This is a genomic window from Actinomadura sp. SCN-SB, from assembly GCF_043906805.1.
Classification (GTDB): domain Bacteria; phylum Actinomycetota; class Actinomycetes; order Streptosporangiales; family Streptosporangiaceae; genus Spirillospora.
In genome coordinates, this window is the sequence record NZ_JBIMPP010000037.1 from 47445 (window position 1) to 74320 (window position 26876).

22 protein-coding genes are annotated in these 26876 nt (G+C 70.9%); 13 read left to right on the forward strand and 9 right to left on the reverse strand.

Annotation, left to right across the window (positions count from 1 at the left end; all coding sequences use genetic code 11):
• Window positions 1–3: 3 nt before the first annotated feature.
• The 4 genes from ACGWYJ_RS23105 to ACGWYJ_RS23120 are packed head-to-tail and all read right to left on the reverse strand — an operon-like array spanning window position 4 to window position 3749.
• The gene (locus ACGWYJ_RS23105) at window positions 4–993 is read right to left on the reverse strand and encodes a beta-ketoacyl-ACP synthase 3 (protein ID WP_395108337.1); all 990 of its coding nucleotides are present in this window, start codon (window positions 991–993) and stop codon (window positions 4–6) included.
• Window positions 990–2084, reverse strand: a complete 1095-nt coding sequence (gene dmpG / locus ACGWYJ_RS23110) for a 4-hydroxy-2-oxovalerate aldolase (RefSeq protein WP_395108362.1) — start codon at window positions 2082–2084, stop codon at window positions 990–992. Before dmpG ends, ACGWYJ_RS23105 begins: the two co-directional genes overlap by 4 nt.
• 5 nt (window positions 2085–2089) lie before the next feature.
• Window positions 2090–2986, reverse strand: coding sequence for a hypothetical protein (locus ACGWYJ_RS23115; protein ID WP_395108338.1), 897 nt, complete (start codon window positions 2984–2986; stop codon window positions 2090–2092).
• 25 nt (window positions 2987–3011) lie between these two features.
• Window positions 3012–3749: a 2-keto-4-pentenoate hydratase gene (locus tag ACGWYJ_RS23120; protein ID WP_395108339.1), complete on the reverse strand. Its 738-nt coding sequence runs from the start codon at window positions 3747–3749 to the stop codon at window positions 3012–3014.
• Window positions 3750–4037: 288 nt separating this feature from the next.
• On the opposite strand from ACGWYJ_RS23120, the gene ACGWYJ_RS23125 reads away from it, so the two are divergent.
• The 3 genes from ACGWYJ_RS23125 to ACGWYJ_RS23135 are packed head-to-tail and all read left to right on the forward strand — an operon-like array spanning window position 4038 to window position 6128.
• Window positions 4038–4802 (forward strand): GntR family transcriptional regulator, encoded by a 765-nt coding sequence (locus ACGWYJ_RS23125; RefSeq protein WP_395108340.1) that lies wholly within the window; start codon window positions 4038–4040, stop codon window positions 4800–4802.
• Between the two features lie 52 nt (window positions 4803–4854).
• Complete coding sequence (locus ACGWYJ_RS23130; RefSeq protein WP_395108341.1) at window positions 4855–5697, forward strand: protein phosphatase 2C domain-containing protein; 843 nt, start codon at window positions 4855–4857, stop codon at window positions 5695–5697.
• Window positions 5694–6128 (forward strand): NUDIX hydrolase, encoded by a 435-nt coding sequence (locus ACGWYJ_RS23135; RefSeq protein ID WP_395108342.1) that lies wholly within the window; start codon window positions 5694–5696, stop codon window positions 6126–6128. Before ACGWYJ_RS23130 ends, ACGWYJ_RS23135 begins: the two co-directional genes overlap by 4 nt.
• 330 nt (window positions 6129–6458) lie before the next feature.
• Here the strand turns inward: ACGWYJ_RS23135 and ACGWYJ_RS23140 are convergent, their stop codons facing one another.
• Entirely contained in the window at window positions 6459–8168 is a 1710-nt protein-coding gene (locus ACGWYJ_RS23140; protein ID WP_395108343.1) for a tyrosine-type recombinase/integrase, read from the reverse strand.
• 7 nt (window positions 8169–8175) lie between these two features.
• Window positions 8176–8424 (reverse strand): helix-turn-helix domain-containing protein, encoded by a 249-nt coding sequence (locus tag ACGWYJ_RS23145; protein ID WP_395108363.1) that lies wholly within the window; start codon window positions 8422–8424, stop codon window positions 8176–8178.
• 377 nt (window positions 8425–8801) lie between these two features.
• On the opposite strand from ACGWYJ_RS23145, the gene ACGWYJ_RS23150 reads away from it, so the two are divergent.
• On the forward strand, window positions 8802–9005 hold the full coding sequence (locus ACGWYJ_RS23150; protein ID WP_395108344.1) for a hypothetical protein: 204 nt from the start codon (window positions 8802–8804) through the stop codon (window positions 9003–9005).
• A 1013-nt stretch (window positions 9006–10018) separates the two neighbouring features.
• Here ACGWYJ_RS23150 and ACGWYJ_RS23155 read toward each other — a convergent pair.
• Entirely contained in the window at window positions 10019–11005 is a 987-nt protein-coding gene (locus ACGWYJ_RS23155) for a TRM11 family SAM-dependent methyltransferase (RefSeq protein WP_395108345.1), read from the reverse strand.
• A 1220-nt stretch (window positions 11006–12225) separates the two neighbouring features.
• Between ACGWYJ_RS23155 and ACGWYJ_RS23160 the strand changes: the two genes are divergently transcribed.
• From ACGWYJ_RS23160 to ACGWYJ_RS23170, 3 genes are all read left to right on the forward strand, one after another.
• The gene (locus tag ACGWYJ_RS23160; RefSeq protein WP_395108346.1) at window positions 12226–13296 is read left to right on the forward strand and encodes a hypothetical protein; all 1071 of its coding nucleotides are present in this window, start codon (window positions 12226–12228) and stop codon (window positions 13294–13296) included.
• Window positions 13296–13661 carry a pilin gene (locus ACGWYJ_RS23165; protein ID WP_395108347.1) on the forward strand — a complete coding sequence of 122 codons (366 nt, stop codon included), beginning with the start codon at window positions 13296–13298 and terminating at the stop codon, window positions 13659–13661. The genes ACGWYJ_RS23160 and ACGWYJ_RS23165 overlap by 1 nt, the downstream gene beginning before the upstream one ends.
• Window positions 13662–14041: 380 nt before the next feature.
• The gene (locus ACGWYJ_RS23170; RefSeq protein WP_395108348.1) at window positions 14042–15298 is read left to right on the forward strand and encodes a hypothetical protein; all 1257 of its coding nucleotides are present in this window, start codon (window positions 14042–14044) and stop codon (window positions 15296–15298) included.
• A gap of 120 nt (window positions 15299–15418) precedes the next feature.
• Here ACGWYJ_RS23170 and ACGWYJ_RS23175 read toward each other — a convergent pair whose 3' ends face one another.
• Together ACGWYJ_RS23175 and ACGWYJ_RS23180 are read right to left on the reverse strand one after the other, a co-directional pair.
• Window positions 15419–17968, reverse strand: coding sequence for a recombinase family protein (locus tag ACGWYJ_RS23175; protein WP_395108349.1), 2550 nt, complete (start codon window positions 17966–17968; stop codon window positions 15419–15421).
• Between the two features lie 169 nt (window positions 17969–18137).
• Window positions 18138–18392 (reverse strand): DUF5372 family protein, encoded by a 255-nt coding sequence (locus ACGWYJ_RS23180; protein ID WP_395108350.1) that lies wholly within the window; start codon window positions 18390–18392, stop codon window positions 18138–18140.
• A gap of 41 nt (window positions 18393–18433) precedes the next feature.
• Here ACGWYJ_RS23180 and ACGWYJ_RS23185 point away from each other — a divergent pair, with 41 nt between their 5' ends.
• From ACGWYJ_RS23185 to ACGWYJ_RS23210, 6 genes are all read left to right on the forward strand, one after another.
• The gene (locus ACGWYJ_RS23185; protein WP_395108364.1) at window positions 18434–19438 is read left to right on the forward strand and encodes a PrgI family protein; all 1005 of its coding nucleotides are present in this window, start codon (window positions 18434–18436) and stop codon (window positions 19436–19438) included.
• The gene (locus ACGWYJ_RS23190; protein ID WP_395108351.1) at window positions 19435–21285 is read left to right on the forward strand and encodes a VirB4 family type IV secretion system protein; all 1851 of its coding nucleotides are present in this window, start codon (window positions 19435–19437) and stop codon (window positions 21283–21285) included. The genes ACGWYJ_RS23185 and ACGWYJ_RS23190 overlap by 4 nt, the downstream gene beginning before the upstream one ends.
• Entirely contained in the window at window positions 21285–23966 is a 2682-nt protein-coding gene (locus tag ACGWYJ_RS23195; protein WP_395108352.1) for a type IV secretion system DNA-binding domain-containing protein, read from the forward strand. The genes ACGWYJ_RS23190 and ACGWYJ_RS23195 overlap by 1 nt, the downstream gene beginning before the upstream one ends.
• Window positions 23967–24032: 66 nt before the next feature.
• Entirely contained in the window at window positions 24033–24995 is a 963-nt protein-coding gene (locus tag ACGWYJ_RS23200; RefSeq protein WP_395108353.1) for a replication-relaxation family protein, read from the forward strand.
• Window positions 24992–25666, forward strand: coding sequence for a hypothetical protein (locus ACGWYJ_RS23205; RefSeq protein WP_395108355.1), 675 nt, complete (start codon window positions 24992–24994; stop codon window positions 25664–25666). The genes ACGWYJ_RS23200 and ACGWYJ_RS23205 overlap by 4 nt, the downstream gene beginning before the upstream one ends.
• Window positions 25663–26754 (forward strand): NlpC/P60 family protein, encoded by a 1092-nt coding sequence (locus ACGWYJ_RS23210; RefSeq protein WP_395108356.1) that lies wholly within the window; start codon window positions 25663–25665, stop codon window positions 26752–26754. The genes ACGWYJ_RS23205 and ACGWYJ_RS23210 overlap by 4 nt, the downstream gene beginning before the upstream one ends.
• Window positions 26755–26876: the final 122 nt, after the last annotated feature.

A 26876-nucleotide genomic window follows, 5' to 3' on the forward strand; every position in this document is an offset into this window, starting at 1 on the left:
CTTTCATGCCTCCTTGTGCTGTGACGGGTTCAGAGCGGGCCAGACGGCCGTGGCGGCGCCCCAGGTCAGACCGGCTCCGAAGGCGGTCATCAGCACCCGGTGGCCGGGCTGTAGACGGCCGTCCGCCGACGCTTGCGCGAGGGTGAGGGGAATGGAGGCCGCGCTGGTGTTGCCCACCTGCTCGATGAACTGCAGGGCCTGGGACTGTTTCAGGTCCAGCCGGCGGGCGACGGCCGTGGTGATCCGGGCGTTGGCCTGGTGCGGTACGAAGCAGTCGATGTCGGCCAGCCGCCATCCGGCGGCGTCGGCCGCCTTGCGTGATACCTCGGACATGCGGGTGACGGCGTGCTGAAAGGTCTCCGGGCCGCGCATGGTGAGAAATCCGTCGTGCGGTGCCTGGATGGCGGAGGCGTCGCGGCCGTCGGCGGCCAGCAGGATCGGCCCCAGCGCTCCGGGTTCTGCGCGCTCGCCTGCCCGCACCACCAGCGCCGCTGCCGCTTCCCCGAACAACGGCGCGGTCGTGCGGTCGGCGGGGTCGACGAGCGAAGGGATCCGGTCGGCGGCGATGACCAGGACCCGCCGGGCTGTGGCCGCCGCGATGAACCCTGCCGCCACCTGTAGCGCATACAGCAATCCGGTGCACGCCGCCGCAAGGTCGAAGGCCGGGACACCGGGCAGGGCGAGCCGCGCCGCCACGCTGGGCGCCGTGGCTGGACAGCGATGATCGGGCGTGATGGTCGCCAGGACCAGGGCGTCCACGCCGCCGCCACCGGACGATTGCAGGGCGCGGTCACCCGCCTGGACGGCAAGATCGGCGGTCGACACACCATGACCGGCGCGTGCCCTGGAGGCGATCCCGGTCCGCGACCGGATCCAATCTGCGCTGACGCCCAGGCCGCCGCAGATCTGCTCGTTGGCCACCCGCCTGTCCGGTACCGCTGCGCCCAGGCCACAGATCACCGCCGCCGCACCACTATCGCCTGGACGCCTCACCGGGACGCCTCCTTCAGCTCCCGTGCTGCGACCAGCTCCCGTACTGCGACGGCGATCAGGTCTTCCTGGCCCGCCACGGCTTGGCGTCGCCCCAACTCGGCGAAGATGTCCAACGGGTCGAGGCCCGAGCGCTGGGCCGCGGCCAGAACCGGCAGCTTGAATCCCGAGAACACGCCCGTCAGACCCGAGATGAGGGAGACCGAGTCGATCACCGGTGGCCGGTCCATCAGATGCTCGTGCGCGAGGTCGGCTGCGGTCAGCAACGCTCGCAGATCGACGCCGGTCCGATGACCCATGCGGTCCAGGACGGCGACCAGCACCTCGAGCTGAGTGTTTCCCGCGCCCGCACCGAAGCCGCGAGCGCACGCGTCGATGATCGTGGCTCCGGCCTCGACCGCCGCGACCGAGTTTGCCACCGCGTACGACAGGTTGTTGTGCCCGTGGAAGATCACCGGCACGTTCACCGCCGCGGCGATCGCGCTGATCCGTTCGGTGACGTCGGCGGGCAGAAAGTGCCCGGCGGAGTCCATGATCCCGACAGCTTGCGCACCGAAGCCGACCATGCGCGTGCACTGCTCGGCCAGGCGTCCCGGGTCGGTCATGTGACTCATCAGCAGCACGGCCTGCGCTTCGGCGCCCAGGTCGAGGGCCAGGCCCAGATGGCGTTCGGTGACGGCGGCCTCGGTGCAGTGGGCGGCGATCCGGACGACGTCGGCGCCATGGCCGACCGCATTGCGCAGGTCCGTGCCGGTGCCCCAGCCCGGAGCCATGAACACCCCCATCCGGGAGTTGTTCAGCGCTTCACGGATGGTGGCGAGCATGACGTCGTCGGCCAGCCGCGCCCGGCCGATCTGCAGCGAGGATGCGCCCAGCCCGTTGCCGTGACCGACCTCGACCACTTCGATGCCCGCCCGGTCGGCGGCCTGGGCGTAGGCGCGCATCTGCTCGGCGCCGAGCTGATGGCCGACGGCATGCTGGCCGTCCCTGAGCGTCGGGTCGTGGATCACCACCCGCGCGCCCGGTGATGCCCCGATGGCCGGCGTGCCGGTCCGCGTGCCGGTCCGCGTGCGGGTCCGCGTGCGGGTCTGCATGGCGCTCACGTCCTCCTCGCGATGGCGTGGCGTTCGGCCAGCAGCACCGCGGCTGCATTGATGATCTCCACGTTCCCAGCGAAGGCGGGCAGCCGCCGTCCGCTCTTGGCGGTGACGCGCACGGACACCTTGATCAGATCGCCGTCCACACAACAGGACACGACTTGGTATCCCGTAGCGAAGGTCCGGACGGCGACGGCCGCCGCCTCCAGGTCCGCCCGCAGCGCATCCGCGTCGGCTCCGGACGCGACGACCGCGACTTCGGCGCGGAACACCGGCGCGGGCAGAGCCGGGCTGAGATTCGCCAGGACCTTGACGTCATTGCCTCGGGCGAGGCTGTCGTGGGTCAGTTCCTGCACCGCGTACTGGGTGGTGGCGATGTACTCGTCCAAGTTGAGCCGGGAAGCACGCCCGACGCTCGCTGAGGCCGCGGTCGTGACGACCTCGACGTACTCCAGCGTCCGCGGACCGCAGTGGCGGGCCAACACCTCCAGCACTGGCAGCACGGCCTGGCCTCCGCAACTGATCAAACTGAGATGACGGCTCGACTCGGCCAGGTGTCCGTTCACCGTCGGGACGACCATGGCCCCGCCGCTGCTGGGCGTCAGGTCCACCAACAGGACACCGGTGGAGGCCAGGTCGGCCCGGTGTGACGGGTGCGCTGCGGCGTTCGAGGCGTCGAAGACCACGTCGACGTCGGCGGCGCTCACCGCGTCCATGCCCGAGGTGGAGGTGGCACAGCCCATCTCGGCCGCCAGCCGCAGGCCCGTGCCGCTGTTGCTGCCTCCCACCACCAGCGCGCACGACAGCCACCTGGAGGCGCAGATGCGGTGCACCAAGTCGATCCCGAGCATCCCAGCGCCGATCACCGCGGCCTTCAGCCCGGCAGGACGCTCATCCACCTGCGAGCCGATAATGCTGACCGTTTCACGCGACATGCAGCACCACCGATCCCAGACCTGCAGAAGAAGCTGAAACGCTGTGTCCCCCCGGCAAGGGGATGCTGGCGTGCACCGCTCCGGCGAGCACGATGTCCCCCGCCCTCAACCCGGACCCCAAGCCCGCCAGACGCCGCGCCAGCCAGAGCACCGACCGGATCGGATCCCCGAGAACTTCCCCGCCGTACCCGGAAGCGACCGGGCGCCCGGCCACGCAGACCCTCACCTCCTCACCCCGAAGATCCAGCCCATCGACGGCCATGACCTCACCGAGCACGAACCGCCCACACCCAGCGTTGTCGGCAACGCTGTCGGCCAGCGTGATCCCCTCAAGATCGAACCGGCTGTCGATCACCTCCAGCGCAACGCACACCCCGCACACCGCCGCTCTGGCGTCGGCCTCGGATGTGCCCGCCCCGCACAGATCGTCGCCAAGCAGGAACGCGATCTCCGCCTCCACGCGCGGCGCCCGCAGCTCCCGTGCCAGGACCGTCCCGCCGTTGGCCACGGCCATGGTGTCCAGCAGAAACCCCGAGTCCGGCTCAGCGATCCCCACCTGCCGCTGCATCGCCTCAGAGGTCAATCCCACCTTGTGGCCGAGGACACGGGCGCCGCGATCCATGCGCAGTGCCACTCCACACCACTGCACCTGATAAGCCTCCGCCAACGTCAGGCTCGGCCGACGCTCACTCAGCAAGCGCTCTTTGCGTCCCTCGTGCTCGGCCACCAACAGACGTTGAGCCTCCTCCTGTTGCCAGGACCCGGGCTGTTGCCAGGATCCGGGGTCAAGCCCAGCCAGGAGTTGCACCGATCCGCGCAGATCACCGGATTTGGTTCCCTCGCCACTCTTCACATCGCCCTCCGAGACGAAACCCGACACCAGGAGGCGCGCACTCGAACCGGCAAGCCTCCCCACCCAGGAACCTCGCTAGTGAGGTACCGGGCGTGTCTCGCACGGTAAACCTCTTCGGAGGCGAGGTCAACAACCTCACTAGTGAGGTCTAGGATGAGTGGGATGATCGATCCGACGGACCCACGATCGCCCTCGCGGCAAATCGCCGATGAGCTGCGCAAAGCCATCAGAGGCGGCGACCTGCTGCCGGGGGCCAAATTGCCCTCTGAACGCGAACTCGTTGAGCGATACGGCACCTCACCCCAGACCGCCCGCCAGGCGGTGCGCCAGCTGAAGGCCGAAGGTCTGGTCGTCGGCGCCCCGGGACGTGGAGTGTTCGTCCGTGAGCGCCCTCCCGTGTTGCGGGTCGGGACTGACCGCTACGCGCGCTGGCGCCGGGATCAGGGCAAGGCCCCCTTGCAGGCCGAAGTTGAAGAGCTTGGCCTGCAGTGGCGTCAGGAGGTCCTCGAACTGGCCGAGGTGTCCGCACCCGACTGGGTGGCCACCTGGTACGACATCAGCCCAGGCGCTCCGGTGTTCGTGCGGCGACGACGCTTTTGGATCGATGGGCACCCGTCCCAACTGGCCGACAGCTACTACCTGCCGGAGATGGTGGCGGGCACCCGGATCCTGCAGGAAAACACCGGCCCCGGAGGCGGGTACAAGGTCCTTGAAGAGAAGGGCTTTCCGCTCACCAGGGTCCGTGAGGAAATCGCGCTCAGAATGCCCACCCCGGACGAGGTGCGGGCACTGAGGCTGGAGCCCGGCACACCGGTCGCCGAACTCCACCGGATCTCCTTCTCCAACGACCAGCCGATCGAAGCTCTCCAGGGCATCCTTGCCGGTGACAGGTACGTATTCTGCTACGACTTGCCGGTTGACGGGTGAGGTTCCAAACCGTGTTCATAACTAGTCATCGCACCTGCTCAGCGGCTGGGGCGTGACAGCGCCGGTGCTGGTTCAAACTGCGGAACGCGCCGGCGAGGACGGCTGCTCTGAAGACCGCGTGTTCGTCGGCCGTAACTCGGTCGTTGTTCTGGACGGAGTCAGCCCACTGCACCCGGCTGCCGCTCGGAACGGCTGGTATCCCGACGCCCTGGGCAACCGCATCCTCGAACTCCTCGACGCCACCCCCGACGCCGACCTCCCCGATGTGCTCGCCACCGCCATCGACCACGTGGCCGCCAAACACTCACTCATCCCGGGACAGTCACCGGCAAGCACCGTTTCCGTTGTCCGCTGGACCGCCGAGCATCTGCAGGCCCTGGTCCTGGGTGACAGCCCGGTCGTTGTCTTCGGGCAGGACGGAGGCGTTGACGTTCTGCGCGACGGCCGCCATGACGCCGTCGTCGCTGAGCTCCGCCACGATGCCATCCGGCGCGGCGGCCACACCGCCGACATGAACGACCTCATCAGGGCGACCCGGCCGGCCAAACTCGCCCGGATGAACCGCGAAGGCGGCTACTGGATCGCCGAGGCCACCCCCCGAGCGGGCCACCACGCCATCGGCCGCACCTGGCCCATCGCCGACGTCCACGCCATCCTGGCCGTGACCGACGGCGTCAGCTGCGGCGTCGACGACTACGACGTTCCTCCCTCGTGGTCAGCGGCGTTGACACTCGCTCTCGACGCTGGACCGCAGGCACTCCTGGACGAGGTCCATGGCGCGGAGGCATCCGACCCACAGCGCCACCGGTGGCCTCGCCCGAAAACCCACGACGACAAGGCGGCGGCGTTCGTACTGTTCACCAAGGCCAGCGCGGGCGGAAGGGACGCGAGGTGAGCGACCTTCCGAGGCATTCGGTTGCCGTCGCAGGAATCATCATCGATACGCAACGAAGGGCGCTTCTGCTCCGCAGGCCCGAGAACGGCCGCTGGGAACCACCGGGCGGCGTCCTCGAACTACACGAATCCATCACCGACGGCCTGCGCCGCGAGGTACGGGAAGAAACCGGGCTGTCCGTGGAGCCCGAGGCCCTGACCGGGGTCTACAAGAACATGACCCGGGGCATCGTGGCATTGACCTTCCGCTGCCGCCATCTCGAAGGAGAACTCACCCTCAATTCCGAAGCGGACGCCTTCCGCTGGGTTCGCCCTGAAGAGGTCACCACGATGACCAACGAGGTCTTCGCCTATCGGGTCCTGGACGCCTACCGTGACGACCCCGCGCCCGTCTTGCGCGTCCATGATGGCGTCAACCTGATCCGCCCATAGCCTCCTGGACACCAGGCTGCGCATCTCACGTCGACTTGGCGAAGTGCTCGTTCACCGTCTCCAGGACCAAGGGCGACGGGAATGTGAAGGCCGCTGGGTTCGGTGAAGTCCACCGAACCCAGCGGCCTTCATTCCGCGACTGACCCGAGCCCTCCCCGACACCTCACCACTGGACGACCTCGAACTGAATGTATCGATCATCGAGAACGGCGACGCCGGTTATGTTCGGCGATGTTTTCTCGTCGGAGATCTACCGCTGGCTGCGGACCTGCCGGGCGCAGCTGCTCGACCGCGGCCCATTCCGGCGCTCCTGGCGAGCGCCGGGTGCGGTCATGATGCCCTTCCGGTGTCGGTGCGGCCGTCGGGGCCGGTGTCCGCGGCGGCGTCGGAGCCGCTGTGCGGGCCGGGGTCCGGGCCGCTGGGGATGTTGGCGGCGGTGGGCAGTTCGGTCACGGTGGCGCGCCATGGTTGGCGCCGGTGGGGCTTGTCGGCGTCCAGGATGACAGCGGCGGCGTCCTCGGCCGATTGGCGGGCCAGGTCCGGCAGCAGGCTGGTGTAGGTGTCCCCGGCGATGGTGATCGAGGACAGCCGCAGCGTCTCCTGCACGACCTTCATGTCATACCCGGCGGCCAGCAGGATGGAGGCGGCGCCGTGTCGCAGGTCGTGCAGCCGGATCGGCGGCAGCCCGGCCTCCATGCACAGCTGCTCGAACTGCTCGGTCACATAGGCCGGGTGCAGCGGCTGGCCGGTTTCGGTGGTGAACACGAAACCCGAGTCGACCCAATCATCGCCGGCGGCGAGCCGTTCGGTGTTCTGCCGGACCTTGTGGGCGCGCAGCACCTTGATGGTGGCGGTGTCGAGGGCGACGTGGCCCTCACCAGCGTCGGATTTGGGTTTGCCCTGGTCGGTGGCGGAGCCGAGCTGGATGATCTGCCACCGCACCGCCGCGACCCCGCTTGCCAGGTCCAGGTCGGGCCAGCGCAGCCCGCAGCCCTCACCGCGGCGCAGCCCGCGGAAGGTGATCAGGTAGTACAACGCGTACAGGCGGTGGTGGCGGGCGCGGCGCAGGAACGCGCGGGTGGTCTGCGGGGTCCACACCATGACCGGGGAGGGGCGGGGCGCACCGATGTAGGCGTCCAGCCGGGACAGGCGGGTGCCGTGCCGCTTGTGCGGCTCGGCCGCCGCCAGCCGCTTCTTGCGCGCCTCCATCTCCTGCAGGTAGGCGGTGTAGGAGCGGCGCCACTCGACGATGCGTTCCTGGGTCCACACCAGCGCCTTGGGTGGCTTGCCGGAGGGCAACTCGACCAGGGCGGCGACGTTGACGGCGGTCCGGCCCTCCTTGACCGCCTTGGACAGCGCCGAACGCAACGTGGCGCGGATCCGCTGCTTGGTGGCCGGGCCGATCAGGCGGCGCCCCTTGACCAGGGCGCGCAGCTTGGGGTCGGCGGACCTTCGGGCCTCGGTGATGGTTTCGTTGAGCTCGTCGATGGCCTCGAACATCGAGTCCACGTCGGCCACCCGCAGCCGGTCCAGCCGGATGGACCCCAAGTGCGGGACCAGATACAAGCGGATGTGGCTTTGGTAGCTGCGCAGCGTGCCGTTGCGCAGGTTCTTGCGACCCGCCAGCCAGGACTCCAGATACTGGCCGACGGTGATGCTGCCATCCAGGTCCTGCCGGGTCCGGACCCGCCGCCGCACCTCCTCGGGCGCGGGCAGCTTCTTGGTCTTTTTGACCGTGGCCACCAGCAGGTCGCCGATCTGCCCCTTCACCACCGCATCGTCACCGGCGATGGCCAGCAGCTCATTGGCGGTGTCGATCTCGGCTTCGGCGGCGTCCTGGGTGTCGAACCCGCCGCGCCGCAGCGGGCTGCGCCTTGTCCCGTCGAGGGCCGGAGGGAGTTCGAGCTGGTAGTACCAGCTGCCGTGGCCCTTGTTCCACCGCCCGTCTGACCGGCGCAGTTTCGGGCACTTCTTGCGCAGCAGCTTGCCGGTCTCGGTGTCGCGGCAGCCACACGCCTTGTAGGTCGTTCCAGTTGGCATCGGTTCCTCACCTGTCTTGTGACTCGTCGCCGGGCCCGTCGTTGGACCCGTCGTTGGGCCCGGTGTGGGGCCTGTCGTGGGGTTGGGGTCGTGCCGCCGGGTCGAGGCCGAGCAGGGCGAGCAGCTCGGCGGTGGGCACCAGGTAGGATTTGCCGACCCGGATGATCCGGCAGGGGAACTCCCCCGCGCGGGCCAACTGGTAGGTCTTGGTGCGGCCCAGCCCGAGCACCCGTCCTGCAGTGACCAGATCGACCACAGCGGGCAATTGGCTGACCTCCGCCAACGTCAGGCCCGGCCGCACCGCATCCTCCTTCCACGACGCAGCCTCGACTGCCGACCCACCGGTCGGCATGGTGGTCGACATGGCTCGGCCCGGCCCGACATGGGCAGCGGTCTGAGCCCCGGGGCGATCTGAAGACCGGCGCGGTTTCTGACTGGGTGCCAGACGCCGCCGACGCGGGGATCGGCCCCGGGGCGCAGGAATCGACGCTCGCCTGTGCCCACGTCGTCAAGCGCAATCCGCTGGGGTGCCTGCGCAGCTTGGCCCGGCTCCACCCGACCCGATGTCCGCACACCCCACGACGGGGCGGCCAGCCCTGGGCGACGGCGACCAGTCCCACTTTGAGGACGGCTGTGACGAGCGCAGCCGTCTCCACCGCCGGTTGGATCAGCCGCGTCCTGGTCGGCACGGCGTGCGTGCACACGCGGTGGGCGGTGCCGTACGGGTACGAGGTCGGCAAGAGCACCGACAGGAAGGGCCCCGACGACCGGCGGCGATGCCCACCGGTCGGTCACAGCACGGGGCGCGGCCCGCAGGCGCGTGCTGTCCACCCATGACGGCTTCAGCCCGGCCACCAGGGCCGAATCTCCTCTGCCGTCACACCCACGAGAGGGACGGTGAATAAGGGCACACGGCCACCACCCGGGCCAGCCTGGACCGGGCGGACCGGGCGGACCGGGCGGACCGGATGGGCTGGGCGTGGCTGGCTTGCGGGGGCAGGCGAAGGAAGGAAAGTTCGTCTGTTGGTGTGCCCCGTGCTGGGCCGCCGTGGTCGCTGTGGCCTGCCGACGCCGCAGCGCGTAGACCTGCACCCGGCCGGTCCTGATGATGTCGGTTCCCACCGGTGGTGGGCAGGCCCGGCCACTGGGATGGTGGCTGGGGAGGTGGTGCCCGCGGGGCGGGACCGGGCGGATACCCCCCTCGCGCCTCCGCGCCAAGGGTCGCCGCCCCGGGGCTGGTCGATGCAGGCTCGACTGCGCGGTGGGCGTCAAGCCGACACCGATGGGACCCGGTTGCGGCGCCGTGCCTGCCGTGAACACCGCCACCGCCTCCCGCAACGGGTCCCCGGTGAAGGCCTGAGGAGAACGGCGCCGCGACAGCCGCCGCGGTTGGCGAAGCCAACCGGGACTGCGGGCGGGGCCCGGGACCGTTCGGCCCGATGCGCCATCGGCGGGGTGTCCGCCCGTTTTCCAGACGCCCGCCCGCAGCCAGCCGTATCCACGCTCCACTGAGCCCCGCTCGTCAAGTCGACGCCCTCGACCCGACACGGCCGCTGGCCGCAATCTCACATCGGCGCCCGGGCAGTCGCCCGTGATCAGCCACCAGGCGCCGCCGATATCGGCCATGAGGTTGCGCGGCGCGTTCACCGGGCGGTGCTTCGCACCTGACCGCCGGCTGGGCCGTCGCTGCGACCCTCGGTGCCGCGGGGTCGTGGCCCCCGGCATCGAGGGCCACGACGGGCAGGCTGCGTCGGTTCCCGCTTCACTGTGAGGCCGACGTTCTGCCCGCTCGGGGGGAACGTTCTGGGCCCAGCCACTGATCGAGCCGGAGAGCAGCACCACCTGCCGCATCACCGGCCATCCCCATCCCCGCCGTTGCGACCTGCCGGACCGGTGGTGTCCCGCGGTTTTGGCGGTTTGCGGAGAATGAGGACGTCTTCGTGGGCGGTGACGTGCAGCGGGAGGCCGGCGGCGCGGGCCTTGCGGGTCTCGTGGGCGGCGAAGAACGAGGCCCGGGTCACCAGGTGATCGTCCTTGATGCCGCACAGCAGCGCGACCAGCCGCTGCACCGGTTCCAGCCCGGCGTCCTGGGCGGCGGCCCAGACTTGGCCGGGGAAGTCGACCAGGTGGCCGTGACGGCGGAACGGTCGGGTGGTGATGGCCACGATGCCGCCCGGTCGCAGCAAAGGCAGGCAGCTGGCCAGGATGTCGGTGAACCCGGTCAGCAGCCGTTGATGGCCGCCGCGGACCAGGTTGCCGGGGCTGTTGCCGTAGGAGAAGTCGGATTTCTGCACCCCGGGCTGGCCGGAGTCGCGGCTGGAGCGCACTTGCCCGTGGGTGCTGTCGCCGTAGGGGGGTGAGGTGAGCAGCAACGCCACCTGCCCGGCCAGGTGCGGGTCGGTGACCAGGGTGTCGGCGTAGCGGGCGTCGCCGGTGATGACAGCGCCGCTGCCCGGGGCGTCGTGCTCGGCCGCGTGGTCGAGGTTGGCGCGGGCCAGGGTGGCCCAGCGGGACTCCAGCTCGATCCCGACCGCGGTGCGGCCCAGATGGGCGGCCTCCACCAGGGTGGTGCCGATCCCGCACATCGGATCCAGCACGAGCTCGCCGGGCTGGGTGTAGGCGGTGATGCCGGTGGCGGCGACCTGCGGCAGCATCTTGGCCGGATGCGCCGTGGTGCCCGGCAGATACCGGCCCCGGCGCTGCGAAGCACCCGGGCGCTGCGCACACGCCCACACCGACAACGGGACCGGCTCACCCGCAGCCGAGCGCGCAGGCCCACGCCCCTGGGCACGGCGGGAATGGTCGGGGTGCTGGGGGTGGTGAGGATTGTGGGGCATGACGAGTGTTTCTGCGTGGTCCACTCGTCTCGGACGGCACACCAACCAGGCAACCGATCCACTTGGACACTTCTTAGACACGTCCCTGGACACTCGATCGGCACCCCTGCCAGGCCGCCATCAGGATCGGTGCCCACAGATGTACTGATTCCCTCGGGCCATCAAGCGCTGTGACGCTCGCACGCCCCTTTCCTCAGCCGCCGGCAGAAGTTGGGTACGGACAGATAAAGCGCCGGGGGCGGGCTGTTCTACGCAGGTGAGCGGCATTTTAGGCGCGCCCATGAGCACGCGATCCCCGAACGGGCGATCGCTGCCGGTCACGCCGGCTGTGATCACGTGTCAACGGACAATCACGGCGTGGAGTTGTCGGGGATGACGACTGCCTTCGCCGCATTGGCATCTTTGGAAGCAAGCCACGCTCCGACGACGGGCCGCGGCGTTCGGATACGGGCGCGGACGGCGACCGCTGTGGAACCAGCGGGACCGCGACGCCCGAACAGATCCGCCTGCGCTCGGCGACAGAGACCTCGCCGAACACATCGGTCACCGAAGCCGGCACCGTCGCGGCGGATCCGGTTGGCGGTGCGGGAGGGTGCGGCGGAGGTGTTCATGGCCTCGTCCATGAGGTTCGCGCTCGCCGACGAGATCGCCGTCGATGCGCCACGATGGTCGGCGTGGTAACCGGCTGCTGCGGATCGGTGCTCGGACAGGCCGCGTGGGCATGTCTTCGACACCCCGTAGGCACGCCATCGGCACCCGCCCTGCGGCGCTCTGACAAGGAGCCGGTGCCCGTAGACATGTCGGCTTGCGGTCTCCTCGATCACCGGCCCCACAAACCCCTTGCCGTGCCCGGATCCGTGCATTCGGCCCAGGGCTGAGGCGGTGGGCCCGGCTGTTTGTGCTGGTCAGCGCTGATGCGGACATGCCCTTGAGCAGGTGAAGTCATGGGCGTGGCTGTAGGCATTTCTTAGACAGCCGATCGGTAGGCGCCCCACGGGCCGCGGTGTCCATGATGTGTCTAAGCCGCCTGGCTGCATGGGACTCCCTGGACCCGATCCGTGAAGGGAGCCCCAGCGATGGCTGCCACCCCAGACCGCCGTTCCCGAACCCACCGGCAGCGCACCGATCACTCACCCTCCGGCCGGCCGAGTTCGGCACCGGCGCCGCGGCGGACTCCTCAGCGGCGCCCACGGCGGCGCACGGCCACTTCGCTGGACACGGTGGCCTCGGCGTTCCGGCTGCTGACCACCGGGCCCGGGCCGCTGTGTCTGGACGGCACCGAGATCGGGCACGGTCTGCCCCGCCGGTCGATCCCGTTGAACGAGTTGCGGGCGATCTTGCTGCACCCGGCCACCGGCCGCGCGGCCCGCGACGCGGCCTGGCGGCATCTGCTTTCCCGTGCCCGTAGCGGTGAGCCGGCGTGGGTGATCGGCGCGGTCGGGGTGGCGTTGCCCGCGCTGCGCCAGGTGGTCGCCGGGCTGGCCGAGGGGCATCGCGGCCAGCCCGAAGAGGTGCCCGCGGCCGCGTTGGCCGCCTTTGTCGAGGCCGTGCACCGCATCGACGCCGACCGCCCCGGGGTGATCACTCGGCTGCGGTGGGCCGCCTACCGCGCCGCCCTGGCCGCCCGCTACCACCGCGACGGCCTTCCCACCGTGCCGCTGCCGGTGACGGTGTCGGCGGCGCCGCCACCTCCATGGGGGCACCCGGACCTGGTGCTGGCCGATGCAGTCGTCCAGGGTGTGTTGTCGTCGTTGCAGGCCGAGCTGATCGGCCGCAGCCGCCTGGAGGACCTCACGCTCAAGCAGGCCGCCGCCGAGTTGGGCGTGGATTACCAGGCCGCGTGCAAGGCCCGCCAGCGCGGCGAGGCCCGTCTGGTGGCAGCGATCTCTTCGGGAAAAGTCGCCCAGCGGGTGTCCGCTGCGGCCCCCCAATCCGGTCTTTCTCTAGTGCGGGCACCCCATGCCCAGCCCGGATCTCCGCCTGATTCCCGGTCCGGCTCCCGGTCCGGGAATCGGTCTGGCTCTCGGGCGGGCGCCGAGCCGGCTGATGTGCGGGGCCAGTCCACTTCTTCGGGCGGCACACCCGAACCGGACACCAACACCAATGCGAAAGGAGTCTTCTGCGGCCCCGCACACCAGCCCCCCACCCCCTCCCGGGACAGCACCCCCGCCAACTCCGCCGACAGCACGTCGGATAGCACGTCGGGGGGCACCCGGCGCCGATCGGCTCGCCGCAGACGGCGCACGCCCGGCACCCGTGGCCGCTCCGCAACCGTGGACGGAGGGTCCTGATGAACCGCCGTAGGAGCCGTCTGCGCGGCCGTTCACTCCGGGCAGCACGCGAGGTGGTCGTGCTGGCCGGCGCCGTACTCCTCACCGTCGTGACGGCGGTAGCGGCGAGCGCGGACACCCACGCCGAACCGCCGCAGGATCTGAACACGGTGATCAACAACATCACCCGGTGGCTGGTCGGGCTGCTGGTAGCGCTGGCGACCCTGTTCCTCACGGTGGGTGGGATCCGGTATCTGCTGGCCGGTGGTGACCCCGGCGAGGTGGGCAAGGCCAAGGACACCCTGAAGTACGCCGCGATCGGCTACGGCATCGCCGTGATGGCCCCCGTGCTGGTGAACATCCTCAAAGGCTTTGTGGGCGGATGAGCCGGATGCCTACCTTCCTGCACGCCCGGGTCCAAACCTGGGTCAAGATCGTCCTCGTCTGCTGCGCCGCCGGGATGGCCGCGCTCATCGTGACCAGTTCGGCGCCACGAGCACACGCCGAGCAGGCCGCGGTGCCGGCAGCTGCCCAACCGAGTCCGCAACCACCGGCCTCACCCAGCCCCACCCCGGCACCCACCGCACCGACGCCCGCGCCGACCGGTGCACCATCGACCACGCCGACCTCGCCGGCACCCTCATCCACCCCCTCGACCCCGGCCCCCTCGACTCCCGCCCCCTCAAGCCCAGCGCCATCAAGTCCAGCGCCATCGAGTCCGGCACCGTCCACCGGTACCGATTCGGGCGGTTGCGGCCTGTTGGATGTGACGTGCCGGGTCGAGCACGCGGTCAACGGCTGGTTCAAAAGCCTGGTGACCTCGGCGATCAACCCGGTGTTCGACATGCTGGGCACCTCGCTGCTGGCCACACCCCGGCTGGACCAGATGCCGCGGGTCTCCGGCCTGTGGAACGGGTCCCTGGTGATCGCCAACACCGTCTTCGTGCTGTTCGTGCTGGCCGGTGGGCTGATCTTGATGGGGCACCAGAGCGTGCAGACCTCCTACACGGTCAAGGACATCGCGCCCCGGCTGGTGATCGGGGTGGTGCTGGCCAACATCAGCCTGCTGCTGGTCGGCCACGCCATCGAGCTCGCCAACGGCCTATCGGCAGCCCTGCTGGGGCAGGGCGTGAACCCAGACCAGGTCGCCGACCAGTTCAAGAAGATCATCGTGCACGCGATCAACCCGGGCGATGTGGGGATCTTCATCGTGCTGGTGGTGATCTGGGCGGTGCTGCTCGCTGTGATCCTGACCTTCGTCTACGTGATCCGGGTCATGCTCACGATCTTGCTGATCGCCGCGGCGCCGCTGGCACTGATGTGTCACGCGCTGCCGCAGACCGAGCCGCTGGCCAAGCTGTGGTGGCGGGCCTTCGCGGGCGTGCTGGCGATTCAGGTGGCGCAGGCGTTGGTGTTCATCACCGCGATGAAGGTGGTGCTCACCACCGACATGGTCACCTGGTTCGGGGTGCGCACCCCCGGCGACCAGATCGATCTGTGGATCGCGATGTGCCTGCTGTACATCCTGGTGCGCATCCCCTCCTGGATCTCCCGGCAGGTGTGGCAGGGCGGCCTGTCCCGCAGCCCGCTGGTGCGGGCGGGCAAGACGATCGCGATGCTGCTGATCTTCCGCGGCGCGTTCGCCAAACTCAAAGCTGGCCGCAGCGCCGCCGGTGGTACGCGTCCCACACCTCCGGCGCCCGGACCGACCCCCACGCCTCCGCCCCCGCCGCCTCATCCGCCGCCACCTCCACAGCCGGAGCCGCAGCCGCAGCCGCGTTGGGGGCACCCGGACCAGCGGTGGATGCCGCCGGACCCGGCCGGGCATGAGCGGGCGCACCGCGGCCGACCCGATCCCGACAGCACCGGCCAGCAGCAGCGGTGGGGCAACCCGAACACCACCTGGACGCCCCCGCACGCCGGGGACTGGCGCAAGCCCCCACCCTCGCCGCGTCGTCCTGCGCCGGAGCGGCGAGTGTGGCCGCCGCCCGATCCCGGCCAGCCGTGGAAGCCACCCACGTAGCCGCGGAAAGGCCCTCGAACAGCCCGGCCCCGAGCCGATGAGGCCATCCCGAAGCCGCCCCGGATCTCAAGGAGGTCCCTGATGCAGGAGCAGTACACGGTAACCATCCCGACGGGTGCTTCATACTGCTCCCCTTCCGTTTGCTTGTTGGGTTCGTTGCCTGCGGACCAGGCCGGGCGATGCGGCGATCAGCTCGCGGCAGGTCGCTTCGACGGCCTGGTCGAAGGGGATGTGCCAGACGCCCGCCGGGGTCTGGTGACCGGTGAGTTTGTCGGCATAGAGCCAGCCCAGGACCGTTCCTCTGCCGATGTCGAGTTTGGCCATCAGCTGGCGGATGGTCAGCGCGCCCTGGCAGGCGGCTGCGCCGCCGCGGTCGGAGGCCAGGCGAACCGAGGTGGCGATCAGCTCGCGGCAGCGAGCCTCGACCGATTCGTCGAATCCGATGCGCCAGTGTCCGGTCGTGGTGCGGTGCGCGTCCAGCTTGCCGTTGTGGATCCAACCCAGAACCGCGTTGGCGGTGATGCCGAGCCTGATGCTGAGGTCGGCGACGGTGATCTCGCCGTCGTTGCAGAGGCCAGGTTTGGTTCGCTTCACCGCGCCCAGACGCACCGATGTGGCGATCAACTCGCGGCAGCGGGCCTCAACACTGTGGTCCCAGTTGACGTGCCAGCGGCCTGCCTGGGTCTGGTGGGCCTCCAGCTTGCCCGTCTTGACCCAGTCATAGACGGCCGAGCGGGCGATGCCGAGCTTGGCACTCAACTCGGCGATGGTGATCTCCGCGTCACTGCAGGCGCCCGCGCTCCAGGGCGCCAGGATGCCGGCCGCGTTGCGGGCCCGGTGAACGGCCAACTCGTCCCAGGCCCGTCCTCGGCCGGTGGTGAACCCGGCGGCATTGAGCTGGGTGGCCAGCTCGGCGTCGCGCGTGGTGGCCGAACGAGCCCGGATGAACTCCAGCGCCTGCGGCGAGTTCCGGCCGGGACCCGGCCGGTCGATGCTGAGCCGGTCGGTGGCACCGGTCTGCCACCGCACCCCGACCTGCACCACCTCCTCATCGGCGGTCGGGATGATCGTGACGTCGGCGATCAGAGTGCGCAGCAGCCGCTTGCGATCACGGTGGGCGATGTCCGGCGAGTCCCAGAGGGCGGGCACGTCGGTGGCCAGGGCCAGCAGCCTGCCGCGCTCGGGCGGCTCCGGCTTGGCGTCCCGGGCGGTGACCAGCGCCGCCTCGGCCTCACCGAGCGCGGCCAGCTTGGTCTCCCACCGTTTCTCCAACGTGCGAGCGACCAGCCGGTTCTCCGGTTCGACCTGCATGAACGCCCGCTCGGCCCGATCCGCCTCGTACTGGGCGCGCTCCAAGGCCAGCTCAGCCGACCGGTGCGTGCGGGTGTGCCGCCGCGACACCTCATCGGCCGCCTTGAGCGCAAGCTTGATCTGCTTCGGCGCGATCGCCGCCAGCACCAGCTCGCTCACCGCATCGTCCACGACCGCGGTGGCGATCCCTCGGCAGGCCTCGGTCGCCTTGGCCTCGCGGCGGGCCTCCGCGCACTGGTAGGACCCCGACCGCCCGTGCCGGTAGGCCGGCGCCATCCGGATCCCGCACCCGCCGCAGAAGATGATGCCCTGCAGCAGCGCGCCCCCTTCCCGGGCCGGACGCGCGCCCCGGCGGGTGCGGTTGGCCTTCAGCTTGGCCTCATTCGCCAGGAACTGCTGCCAGGAGATGTAGCCCTCGTGGTGATCGTGGATCACCAGCGGCCACTGATCGCGCGGACGATACCGGCGCGCGCTGCGCACACCGCCGTCCGGGGTGACCTTGTACTCCTGAAAGGTGCGACCGTAGACATAGGTGCCCGCGTAACACGGGTTGGCCAGAATGTCGCAGACCCGCGCATGGCTGAGCCGACCCCACCGCACCTGCCCCGCCCACGCACCCCCAAAGGCGCGCAGCGGAAACCTGCGATCGGTGAACTCGCCCACCACCTTGTAGGCCGACCCGGTCTGGGCGAAGCAGCCGAAAATGTCGGCGACCGCGGCCCGTACTTCCTCGTCCGGGTCGATCAGGTACTGGCCGTCCTCGTCGAACAGGTACCCGATCGGCAGCGGGAACCGCAGATCCCCGCGCCCGGCGGCGGCCAGTTTGGCCCCGTGCAGGCGGCCGGCCAGCAGGTGGAGCTCGGCCTCGCTCATCGTGCCTTTGAGACCGAGCAGCATCCGGTCGTTGACATCGGCGATGTCGTAGACCCCGTCGGTGTCGATCAGCAGCGTGCCGGTCAGCTTGGCCAGCTCCAGCAGCCGTGTGAACTCCGCCGACGAGCGGGCCAGCCGCGACACCTCCAACCCGAAGATCGCGCCGACCTCGCCCAGGCACACCCGCGACACCAGATCGGTGAAGCCCTCGCGCACCGCCCCGTACCGGCCCGAGACCCCCAGATCCGCATCCAGCACCACGATCGCCGACTCCGGCCAGCCCAGCCGCTGCGCCTCGGCCGCCAGCCCGTACTGCCGCGCCGTGGACTCGGTGTGACGGCGCAACTGGCCCGCTGTCGATTGCCGCACATACACCAGGGCGTTCCGCGCCCGATGCGACGCGGTGATCTTCCCCGCGCCGTTCATCGCCCCGATCAGCGACCCGCTCATCGGCTCGTTCATCGGCTCGTTCATCGGCTCGTTCATCGCGCTGCGCCCTGCCCCTCAACGCCGACTCGACCATGTTGGCCAGCGCCATCACGACCTCGACCGGGAACACGTCGATCGAGCGCACCTCGGCAGCAGGCGAATCGGTGGCCAGCACGTCCCGTCCCCGGCCACCCCGGGCAGCCATCCAGAAGATCGTCCGAGGTGATCATTCCGCCTCGCCCGCCTGCCCGCACCGCAAACCCACAACATCGATCACGTTCCGCAACGCCGTCAGCGACTCGGCCGACAACCGCTCCGCCAACGGCTCGGCCCCACGATCGGTCCACTCCTGCCGGATCGCCACCCGCCGCGCGTCCTCGATCTCACACATGTACTCCACCCCCTCACCGCACCACCGGCGCCGCGAGAACAGCACCCGCAACCGCCGACCATGCCACGGATGAAAGGGATGAGTGACCACCAATGAGTCCAACAAGAACTCTGTCTGATGAGCAGTTGATCGTGTCGATCCCCGCCGACATTGATCGCGAGGACAAGATCCTGGCCGATCTGTCCCCCCGACAACTGGCTATTCTCATCCCCGCCGGAGCGGTGGTGTGGCTGGCGTATCTGGCCACCGACACCCTGCTGCCGCTGCCGGTTTTCGCCGCCTTCGCCGTTCCCCTCCTGGGGGTGGCGGCGGCCCTGGCCCTGGCCGAACGCGACGGCGTCGGGCTGGACCGGCTGCTGTGGTGCGCGCTGCAGCAGACCCGGCAACCGCGCCGCCTGGTCCTCGCCGGCGATCCGCCGGCCCTGCCGGGATGGGCCGTTGCCCGCGCCCAACCCGCGCCTGAGTCGGTGGCGCCGTTGCGGTTGCCCGCCCAGACGATCCGCTCTGATGGCGTGCTCGATCTGGGGGAGGCGGGCGTCGCGGTGGTGGTGGCCTGTTCGACCGTCAGCTTCGCGCTGCGCACCCAGCACGAGCAGGCCGCGCTGGTGGGCGCCTTCGGAGGGTGGCTGAACTCGCTGTCCGGCCCCACCCAGATCTTGGTGCACGCCGCCCCGATCAATCTGACTCCCACCATCACCACGTTGCGCGAGTGGGCCGGGGGGCTGCCGCACCCGCAGCTGGAGAATGCCGCGCTGGATCACGCCGGGTATCTGGCCGAACTGGCCGCCACCCGCGACCTGCTCGCCCGGCAGGTGTTGGTGGTGCTCCGCGAGGCCCCTGGCGCCACGCCTGGGACCGGCTCGCTGACAGGGCGCCGCCGGGACGTGGACGGGGCGGCGGCGCGCGCGATGCGGCGCGCCGAGGCGGCCACCCGCGCGCTGGCCGCCGCCGGGATCACCGCCACCGTGCTGGACGCCGCCCAGGCCACCGCGGTCCTGACCGCAGCGGCCGACCCGACCGCCCCACCCACCGGCCCAGGCACCAGGGCGACGGCAGGCGAGCCCGTCACCGCCATCACCCCCACCACTGACCGGCCCGTCGCGGGAAATGCGGTGGGAAGGGCGGTGGGACGATGACCGCCCGCAGAACCGCCCGCAGCCTGCTCGGTCTCCTGCGCGCCACCGGTTCCACGGCCACGCCGCCGGCCTCCGACACCGCGATCGGGCTCGGGCCGTCGGCGGTCGAGGTGCAGCCCCGCCGCTTGAGGCTAGGCGAGGGATGGTGTGCCTCGCTGGCCATCACCGGCTACCCCCGCCAGGTCGGGCTCGGCTGGCTGGAACCGTTGCTCACCTACCCGGGCCGCCTGGATGTGGCGCTGCATGTCGAACCGATCCCCCCGCAAGTGGCCGCCACGAGGCTGCGGCGCCGGCTGGCCCGCCTGGAGGCCGGCGCCCAAGCCGACCAAGAGCGAGGGCGGCTGCCCGACTACGCCGGCCAGGCCGCGGCCGAGGACGCCCACGAGCTGGCCGCCCGCCTGGCCCGCGGCGAGGGCCGCCTGTTCCGCCTCGGGCTGTACCTGACGGTGCACGCCCGCACCGAAGCCGAACTCGACGATGAGGTCGCCCGGGTGCGTGCACTGGCGGCAGCCCTGCTGATGGACGCCAAACCGGCCACCTTCCGGTCCCTGCAAGGATGGATCAGCACGCTGCCGCTCGGCATCGACGCTTTGGGGCTGGGCCGCACCTTCGACACCAGCGCGTTGGCCGCGGCGTTCCCCTTCACCTCCCCCGACCAGCACGCCCCCCTCGGCGAACACGCCGTGCTGTACGGAGTCAACTCCGGATCCTCCTCCCTGGTGATGTGGGACCGCTTCACCCAGGACAACCACAACTCGGTGATCCTGGCCCGCTCCGGCGCCGGCAAGTCCTACCTGGCCAAACTGGAAATCCTCCGCTCCCTGTACACCGGGGTCCAGGTCTGCGTCATCGACCCCGAAGACGAATACGCCCGCCTGGCCGACGCCGTCGGCGGCACCCACCTCGCCCTGGGCGCCGAGGGCGTGCGGCTCAACCCTTTCGATCTGCCGACGGGTGCGGCCCGGCAGAGCGATGCCCTGACACGCCGCGCCTTGTTCCTGCACACCCTGACCTCGGTGCTGCTGGAAGAGCCACTGGATCCGGGGACGCGGGCCGCGTTGGACCGGGGCATCGTGGCCGCCTACCACGCCGCCGGGCTGACCATGGACCCGCGCACCTGGAGCCGCCGGCCACCGGTGCTGGCCGACCTCGCCCAAGCGCTTGAGGCCGACGGTGACCCCAAGGCCAGCGAGCTGGCCGCCCGGCTGGCCCCCTTCGTCACCGGGACCTGGCGGGGCCTGTTCGACGGCCCCACCACCACCCACCCCGACGGGCACCTCATCGTCTTCTCACTACGGGACCTGCCCGAGGAGCTCAAGACGGTCGGGACGCTGCTGACCTTGGACGCGATCTGGCGGCGCGTCACCGACCCAGCCGATCGCCGACCGCGACTGGTGGTGGTGGACGAGGGCTGGCTGCTGATGCGCCAACCCGAAGGCGCCCGCTTCCTGTACCGGATGGCCAAATCAGCGCGCAAACACTGGGCCGGGCTGACCGTGATCACCCAGGACGCCGCCGACGTGCTCGGCTCCGACCTCGGCCAGGCCGTGGTCGCCAACGCCGCCACCCAGATCCTGCTCCGCCAAGCCCCCCAAGCCCTCGACCAGATCACCGAAGCCTTCGCCCTCACCGAGGGCGAACGGCACCTGCTGGCCTCAGCCCGCCGCGGCCAAGGACTGCTCGCTGCCGGCGCCGACCGGGTCGCCTTCGACGTGGTCTCCAGCCCCGCCGAGCACGCCCTGGCCACCACCGACCCCGCGTTCCTGGCCGAACTCACCAACCCCGCACCCGGCCCCAAGACCTTCCCCGGCGAGGACGCGGGTGACCCAGACGCAGAGGAGTGGTAATGGACTCGCAGCACCCCGTCCCACTGACGCAGGGCAACCACCGGCAGCCTACGTCCCCCTCCCCGACCCCGACCCCGTCCGCGCCGGGCCCGTCGCAGGATTCGCCGCTCGGCCAGCTGGCCCGCGATCCGCTCGGCACACTCGCGCGCTGGTGGCACGAAGCCACCGATCTGGTGACCACCCACCTGCCCCTGATCGCCCCGACCCTCGTCGTGGCGGTGGTCGTCATCATCGCGCTGCGCCGGAGGCTGGTGTCCTGGCAGCAGCAGCGGCTCACCCAAGGCGCCCGTGTGGTGCGCATCCACCCACCACCGCAAGCCGACCCGGCCGACGCCCTCACCCTGTGGGGGAACCTGATCGGGCTGCTGCGCCCCCGGTGGCGCCGCTGGATCTTCGGACAGCCGCACCTGACGTTCGAGTACGTCTGGGACGGACCCGAGCTGCACATCCAGCTGTGGATCTCCGGGCCCATCCCCGCGAGCCTGATCGCCCGGGCAGTGGAGGCGGCCTGGCCGGCCGCCCGCACCACCCTCACCGACCCCACCCCACCCACCCCCGGCAACGCGGTGACCACGGGCGGGACACTCCGGTTGGCCCGCCCCGACCACCACCCCATCGCCGCCGACCATCCCACCGACCCACTGCGTCCCCTACTCGGCGCCGCCTCCGGCCTACGCCCCGGACAGCACGCGGTGGTGCAGGTGCTGGCCCGCCCGGTCACCGGACGGCGCCTGGCCGCCGCGCACCGAGCCGCCGCCGCGCTGCGCGGTGCCTCCCGGCCAAGCATGATCGGGCAGCTGCTGGACGCCCTCACCCCCGGCCCCACCCCCGGCAGCGCGACAGCGCGGCCCGGCGCCCTGGCCGCCGCGCATCCCGAACGGGCCGCCGAGATCCGAGCCATCTTGGACAAGGCCGCCGCGCCCCGCTTCGAAGCCGTCATCCGGTACGCCGCGGCCACCACCCTGGATGTGGACGCCGAGGCCAGCCGGGCGTGGATGCGGGGCCGGGCGCACGCCCTGGCCTCGGCGTTCGCGGTGTTCGCCGGGCGTAACCACTTCGACCGGCACCGCCTGCGCGACGCCGCCCAGGTGGTCGGGCGGCGCTGGATGCGGCGCGGTGACCTGCTGTCGATCGGCGAGCTGGCCGCCCTGGCGCATCTGCCCTATGACCCGGCCGTGCCCGGCCTGGCCCGCGCCGGCGCCAACGCCGTCCCACCCCCGCCGGCCATCCCCACCGGTGGACCGGGGTGCAAGGTGCTGGGTGAGGCCGATGCCGGGCCCACCCGGCCGGTCGCCCTGCGGGTCTCCGATGCCCGCCACCACCAGCACGTGGTCGGCGCGACCGGGTCGGGCAAGTCCACCCTGATCGCCCAGCTGGTGCTGGCCGACGCTAATGCCGGGCGGGCCGCGGTGGTCATCGACCCCCGCGGTGACCTGATCGGTGATCTCCTGGACCGGCTGCCCGAACAGGTCGCCGAGCGGGTATGGCTGATCGACCCCGACACCGCCCCACCTCCCGCGCTGGGGGTGCTGGCCGGCACCGACCCGCACGTGGTGGGCGACAACCTGGTCGGCATCGTGCACCGCGTCTTCGCCGACTCCTGGGGACCGCGCACCGACGACATCCTGCGCTCGGCCATCCTCACCCTGCAACACACCCCCGCCGCCACCTTCGCCGACGTCCCCCGCCTGCTCACCGACGAGACCTACCGGCTGCGCGCCACCCGCAGCATCCGCGACGAGATCCTGGGCGGATTCTGGGCCTGGTACGCCGCCCTGTCACCGGAGGCGCGGGCCACCGCGATCGGGCCGGTGATGAACAAACTGCGGCACTTCCTGCTGCGGCCCTTCGTCCGCCAGATCGTCGGCACACCCGGCCCCGGCCTGCACCTGCACCACCTCCTCAACCACGGCGGGCTCCTGCTGGTGCGGGTGCCCAAGGGCACCCTGGGCGACGACACCGCCCGGCTGCTGGGCTCGTTCGTGCTGGCCAAGGTCTGGGAGACCGCCACCGCCCGCGCCCACCAGCCCGAACACACCCGCCGCGACGCCGCCCTCTACGTAGACGAGGCGCACGCCTTCCTCAACCTCCCCCACGGCCTGGAAGAGATGCTCGCCGAGGCCCGCGGCTACCGCCTATCCCTCACCCTGGCCCACCAGAACCTGGCCCAATTCCCGCCCGCCATGCGCGACGCGGTCGCCGCCAACGCCCGCAACAAAATCCTGTTCGCCACCTCCCCCCAAGACGCCCGCGACCTCGCCCGCCTCACCACCCCCAACCTCACCGACCACGACCTGGCCCACCTGGGCGCCTACCAAGCCGCCGCCCGCCTACTGGTGCACACCCAGGAAACGCCCGCCTTCACCCTGACCACCCGCCCCCTGCCCGATCCCATCCCCGGCCGCGCCAGCGCCCTCAAAGCCGCCGCCCGCGAGCACGCCGAGGCCACCCGCCGGCGCCCGCCCCTACCCGACCCACGCCGCACCCCCAACCTCGACAGCTCCGACCTCAATGTCCCCGACCTCAATGTCCCCGACCTCAATGTCCCCGACCTCAATGTCCCCGACCTCAATGTCCCCGACCTCAATGTCCCCGACTTCGATGTCTCCGGCCAGGACGGCTGGGACCTGGACGCCCTCGACGGCGGGCCGCCCCCGGCCGGACACCCACCCACCTCATAGCCCGACCCGCCGCAGCCCTCACCACATCAAGCCCCACCCATCACCACGACACGAGGGGAAGGAGTCATGACCACCACCAGCAAACGCAGACGGACCGCCTATGTGGGCGTCGGCAGCACCTCGGCGCCGCCCCGCCGCCAGGTCGACCCGGAACTGCTCGCCGCCCTGGCCGCCCGGCTGACCGGCCGCGATCGGTGGCTGCTGGAACTACTGCACGAACACCGCGTGCTGACCACCGCGCACATCCGCCAACTGGCCTTCGGGCACATCTCCGCGGCCACCCACCGCATGCTCACCCTGTGGCGGCTGCGCGCGGTCGAACGCTTCCGCCCCGCCGTCCCCGCCGGATCCGCACCCTGGCACTACGTCCTGGGCCCGGCCGGCGCCATCATCCTCGCCGAACGCCGCCACCTGACCGCCGCCCAGTTCGGCTACCGCCTCGACCAAGCCCTCGCGGTGGCGCACTCCGACAAACTCCCCCACCTCGTCGGCACCAACGAGCTGTTCACCGCACTGACCGCACACGCCCGCAGCCACCCGGGCGCAGCGCTGGAGGTGTGGTGGTCCGAGCAACGCTGCCACCAGGCATGGGGGAAGATCGTCCGCCCCGACGGCTACGGCCGCTGGCGCGAGGACGACCAGCGGATCGACTTCTTCGTCGAATACGACACCGGCACCGAACCCCTGCACCGACTGCTCGCCAAGATCGCCGACTACCAGGCACTGGCCGAGATGACCGGCCTCACCCACACCCCCGTCCTGTTCGCCCTGCCCAACCCCGCCCGCGAACAACACCTACACACCCGCACCACACCCACCACCCCCGGCGGCCCCAGCGGCCCGGGCGGCCCGGGCGGCGCGGTGGTCGCCACGACCACCCCGCAAGCGCTCCGGACCGCAGGCAGCCCCGCCGGACCCGCCTGGCACCCCCTCCCCACCACCCCTCCCACCACCGGCCACCCCCACCAGGACCGGCGGCGGCTGATCAACCTGACCACCCCCGAAGGCACCACCGGAGGCACCGGATGAACCGCAAGATGCTGGTGTTCACCGCGCTCATCGCGGTGGCACTGCTGGCGGTCGCGCTGACCTGGCCGGACCGCGACCACACCGACCACGCAAGGCCGCGCACTGTCGGGTCCCCACAGGCGGCCTCGCCCGGCCTCGCCTCGCCTCCGGCGACAGCCACGGCGAACGAGGTGGATCGGCTGCTGCCCTTCCCCCACACGCAGATCACCCAGGCTGCCCGGCTGACCGAGCAGTTCACCGCCGCTTACACCAGCCACCGCGCGGGCGAAACCCCCAGCCGCTACGCCCAGCGCCTGGCGGCGATGACCACCCCCACCCTGCTTTCCCTCCTCCAGCAGGCCGCCGAGGACCCGGCCGCTCCCGCTCGCGCCCGCCAGCAGGAGACGGTGGGGCACGCTCGGGTGGAGGCGATCCGCACCCTGGGCCCGACCTCGATCATCTTCGTCGTCACCGCCACCACGCACACCAGCCCCCCGGCCACAACCCCGCCCACCTCCCGGCCCACCTCCCCGGACCCCACCCAGCGTCTCGGCGACCAGCACACCCCGGCTCCTGGGCAGGAACGGGTGCGGTATGCGATCACCACAATCCGCGTCGAGGGCCGCTGGCTGGTGTATGCGATCGAACCGGCCACCAGCGGCGACTGGGGTGAAGGCGGTGACCTGCCGTGATTGCCGCACACCCGCTCGCCGTGCTGGCGATGGCGGGCGGAGCCCTCCTGCTGGTGCCCGTGCTGTTCGGTGCCGCTCTGGTCGGCGTGGACGACGGCCCGCTGGGCACCGGCTGCGCAAGCCAGGCCGCCATGCAGCCGGGCGTGTCGCGCGACGCCGAGGCCAGCATCCCCACCACCTACCTGGACCTGTACCGCAAGACAGGTCAGCAGGCGGGCATCGCCTGGAACCTGCTGGCCGCCGTCGGCAAAGTCGAGTCCGACCACGGTCGCGACCCCGACCCGAACTCGGGGGTGCGCTCGGGCGCCAACCATGCCGGCGCGGCCGGCCCGATGCAGATCGGCATCGGCGGAGCAGCCACCAACAACTGGGGCGGCACGCCCCGGCATCGCGCCGATCAATCCACCGGCGGCTACGGCGTGGACGGCAGCGGCGACGGCTGGGCCAACGTGCACGACCCGGCCGACGCCATCCCCGGCGCGGCGGCCATGCTCAAAGCCAATGGCGCTCCCGGCGACATCCGCGGCGCCCTGTTCGCCTACAACCACTCCTGGGACTATGTGAACCTGGTCCTGGGCTGGGCAAAGCGCTACACCCGAGGCGACTTCACCCCCGTGCAGGCCAACACCGCCGGTTGCGTCGGAAATGACATTCCCGCTGCCGCCGGGGATGTGGTGCAGCGCATCATCGCCTTCGCGCTGGCGCAACGCGGCAAACCGTATGTGTTCGGCGCCAACGGGCCCGACGCCTGGGACTGCTCCAGCCTGCTGGAGGGCGCCTATCGCAGCGTCGGCCTGACCATCCCCCCGAACACCTTTACCCAATGGGACTTCGGCGTGCGCATCGCAAAAGGCACCGAGCAGCCCGGCGACCTGGTGTTCTTCAACTCCGGCCCCGGCACCAGCGCCGACAGCCCCGGGCACGTCGGCATGGTCATCGGCCCCAACAAGATGATCGTGGCCCGCTGCAGCACCTGCCGTCCCGCGATCACCATCACCACCTACCAGCGGGCCGACTGGGTCGGCGCCACCCGGCCACTGGCCCACCCCACAATCCGGCAACAACTCCCCTCCACGCCCGCCGAATAGCCTCCTCGGACCGCTCAGCCACCCCAAAGGGAGGACCCCCGGACAGCACCCTTGCCGCCGCCCGTAAAGGCAAGCGACGTTGCGTGCCGCACGCCATCACCCCTCCCGCCCCCGCTACGAGG

What these genes read in the sequence shown, in the direction of transcription:
- ACGWYJ_RS23155 (WP_395108345.1), bottom strand. Translation starts at nt 11,005, where the DNA reads ATGCCCCACAATCCTCACCACCCCCAGCACCCCGACCATTCCCGCCGT.
- ACGWYJ_RS23165 (WP_395108347.1), top strand. Translation starts at nt 13,296, where the DNA reads ATGAACCGCCGTAGGAGCCGTCTGCGCGGCCGTTCACTCCGGGCAGCA.
- ACGWYJ_RS23200 (WP_395108353.1), top strand. Translation starts at nt 24,033, where the DNA reads ATGACCACCACCAGCAAACGCAGACGGACCGCCTATGTGGGCGTCGGC.
- ACGWYJ_RS23175 (WP_395108349.1), bottom strand. Translation starts at nt 17,968, where the DNA reads ATGAACGAGCCGATGAACGAGCCGATGAACGAGCCGATGAGCGGGTCG.
- ACGWYJ_RS23125 (WP_395108340.1), top strand. Translation starts at nt 4,038, where the DNA reads ATGATCGATCCGACGGACCCACGATCGCCCTCGCGGCAAATCGCCGAT.
- ACGWYJ_RS23190 (WP_395108351.1), top strand. Translation starts at nt 19,435, where the DNA reads ATGACCGCCCGCAGAACCGCCCGCAGCCTGCTCGGTCTCCTGCGCGCC.
- ACGWYJ_RS23205 (WP_395108355.1), top strand. Translation starts at nt 24,992, where the DNA reads ATGAACCGCAAGATGCTGGTGTTCACCGCGCTCATCGCGGTGGCACTG.
- dmpG (WP_395108362.1), bottom strand. Translation starts at nt 2,084, where the DNA reads ATGCAGACCCGCACGCGGACCCGCACGCGGACCGGCACGCGGACCGGC.
- ACGWYJ_RS23195 (WP_395108352.1), top strand. Translation starts at nt 21,285, where the DNA reads ATGGACTCGCAGCACCCCGTCCCACTGACGCAGGGCAACCACCGGCAG.
- ACGWYJ_RS23140 (WP_395108343.1), bottom strand. Translation starts at nt 8,168, where the DNA reads ATGCCAACTGGAACGACCTACAAGGCGTGTGGCTGCCGCGACACCGAG.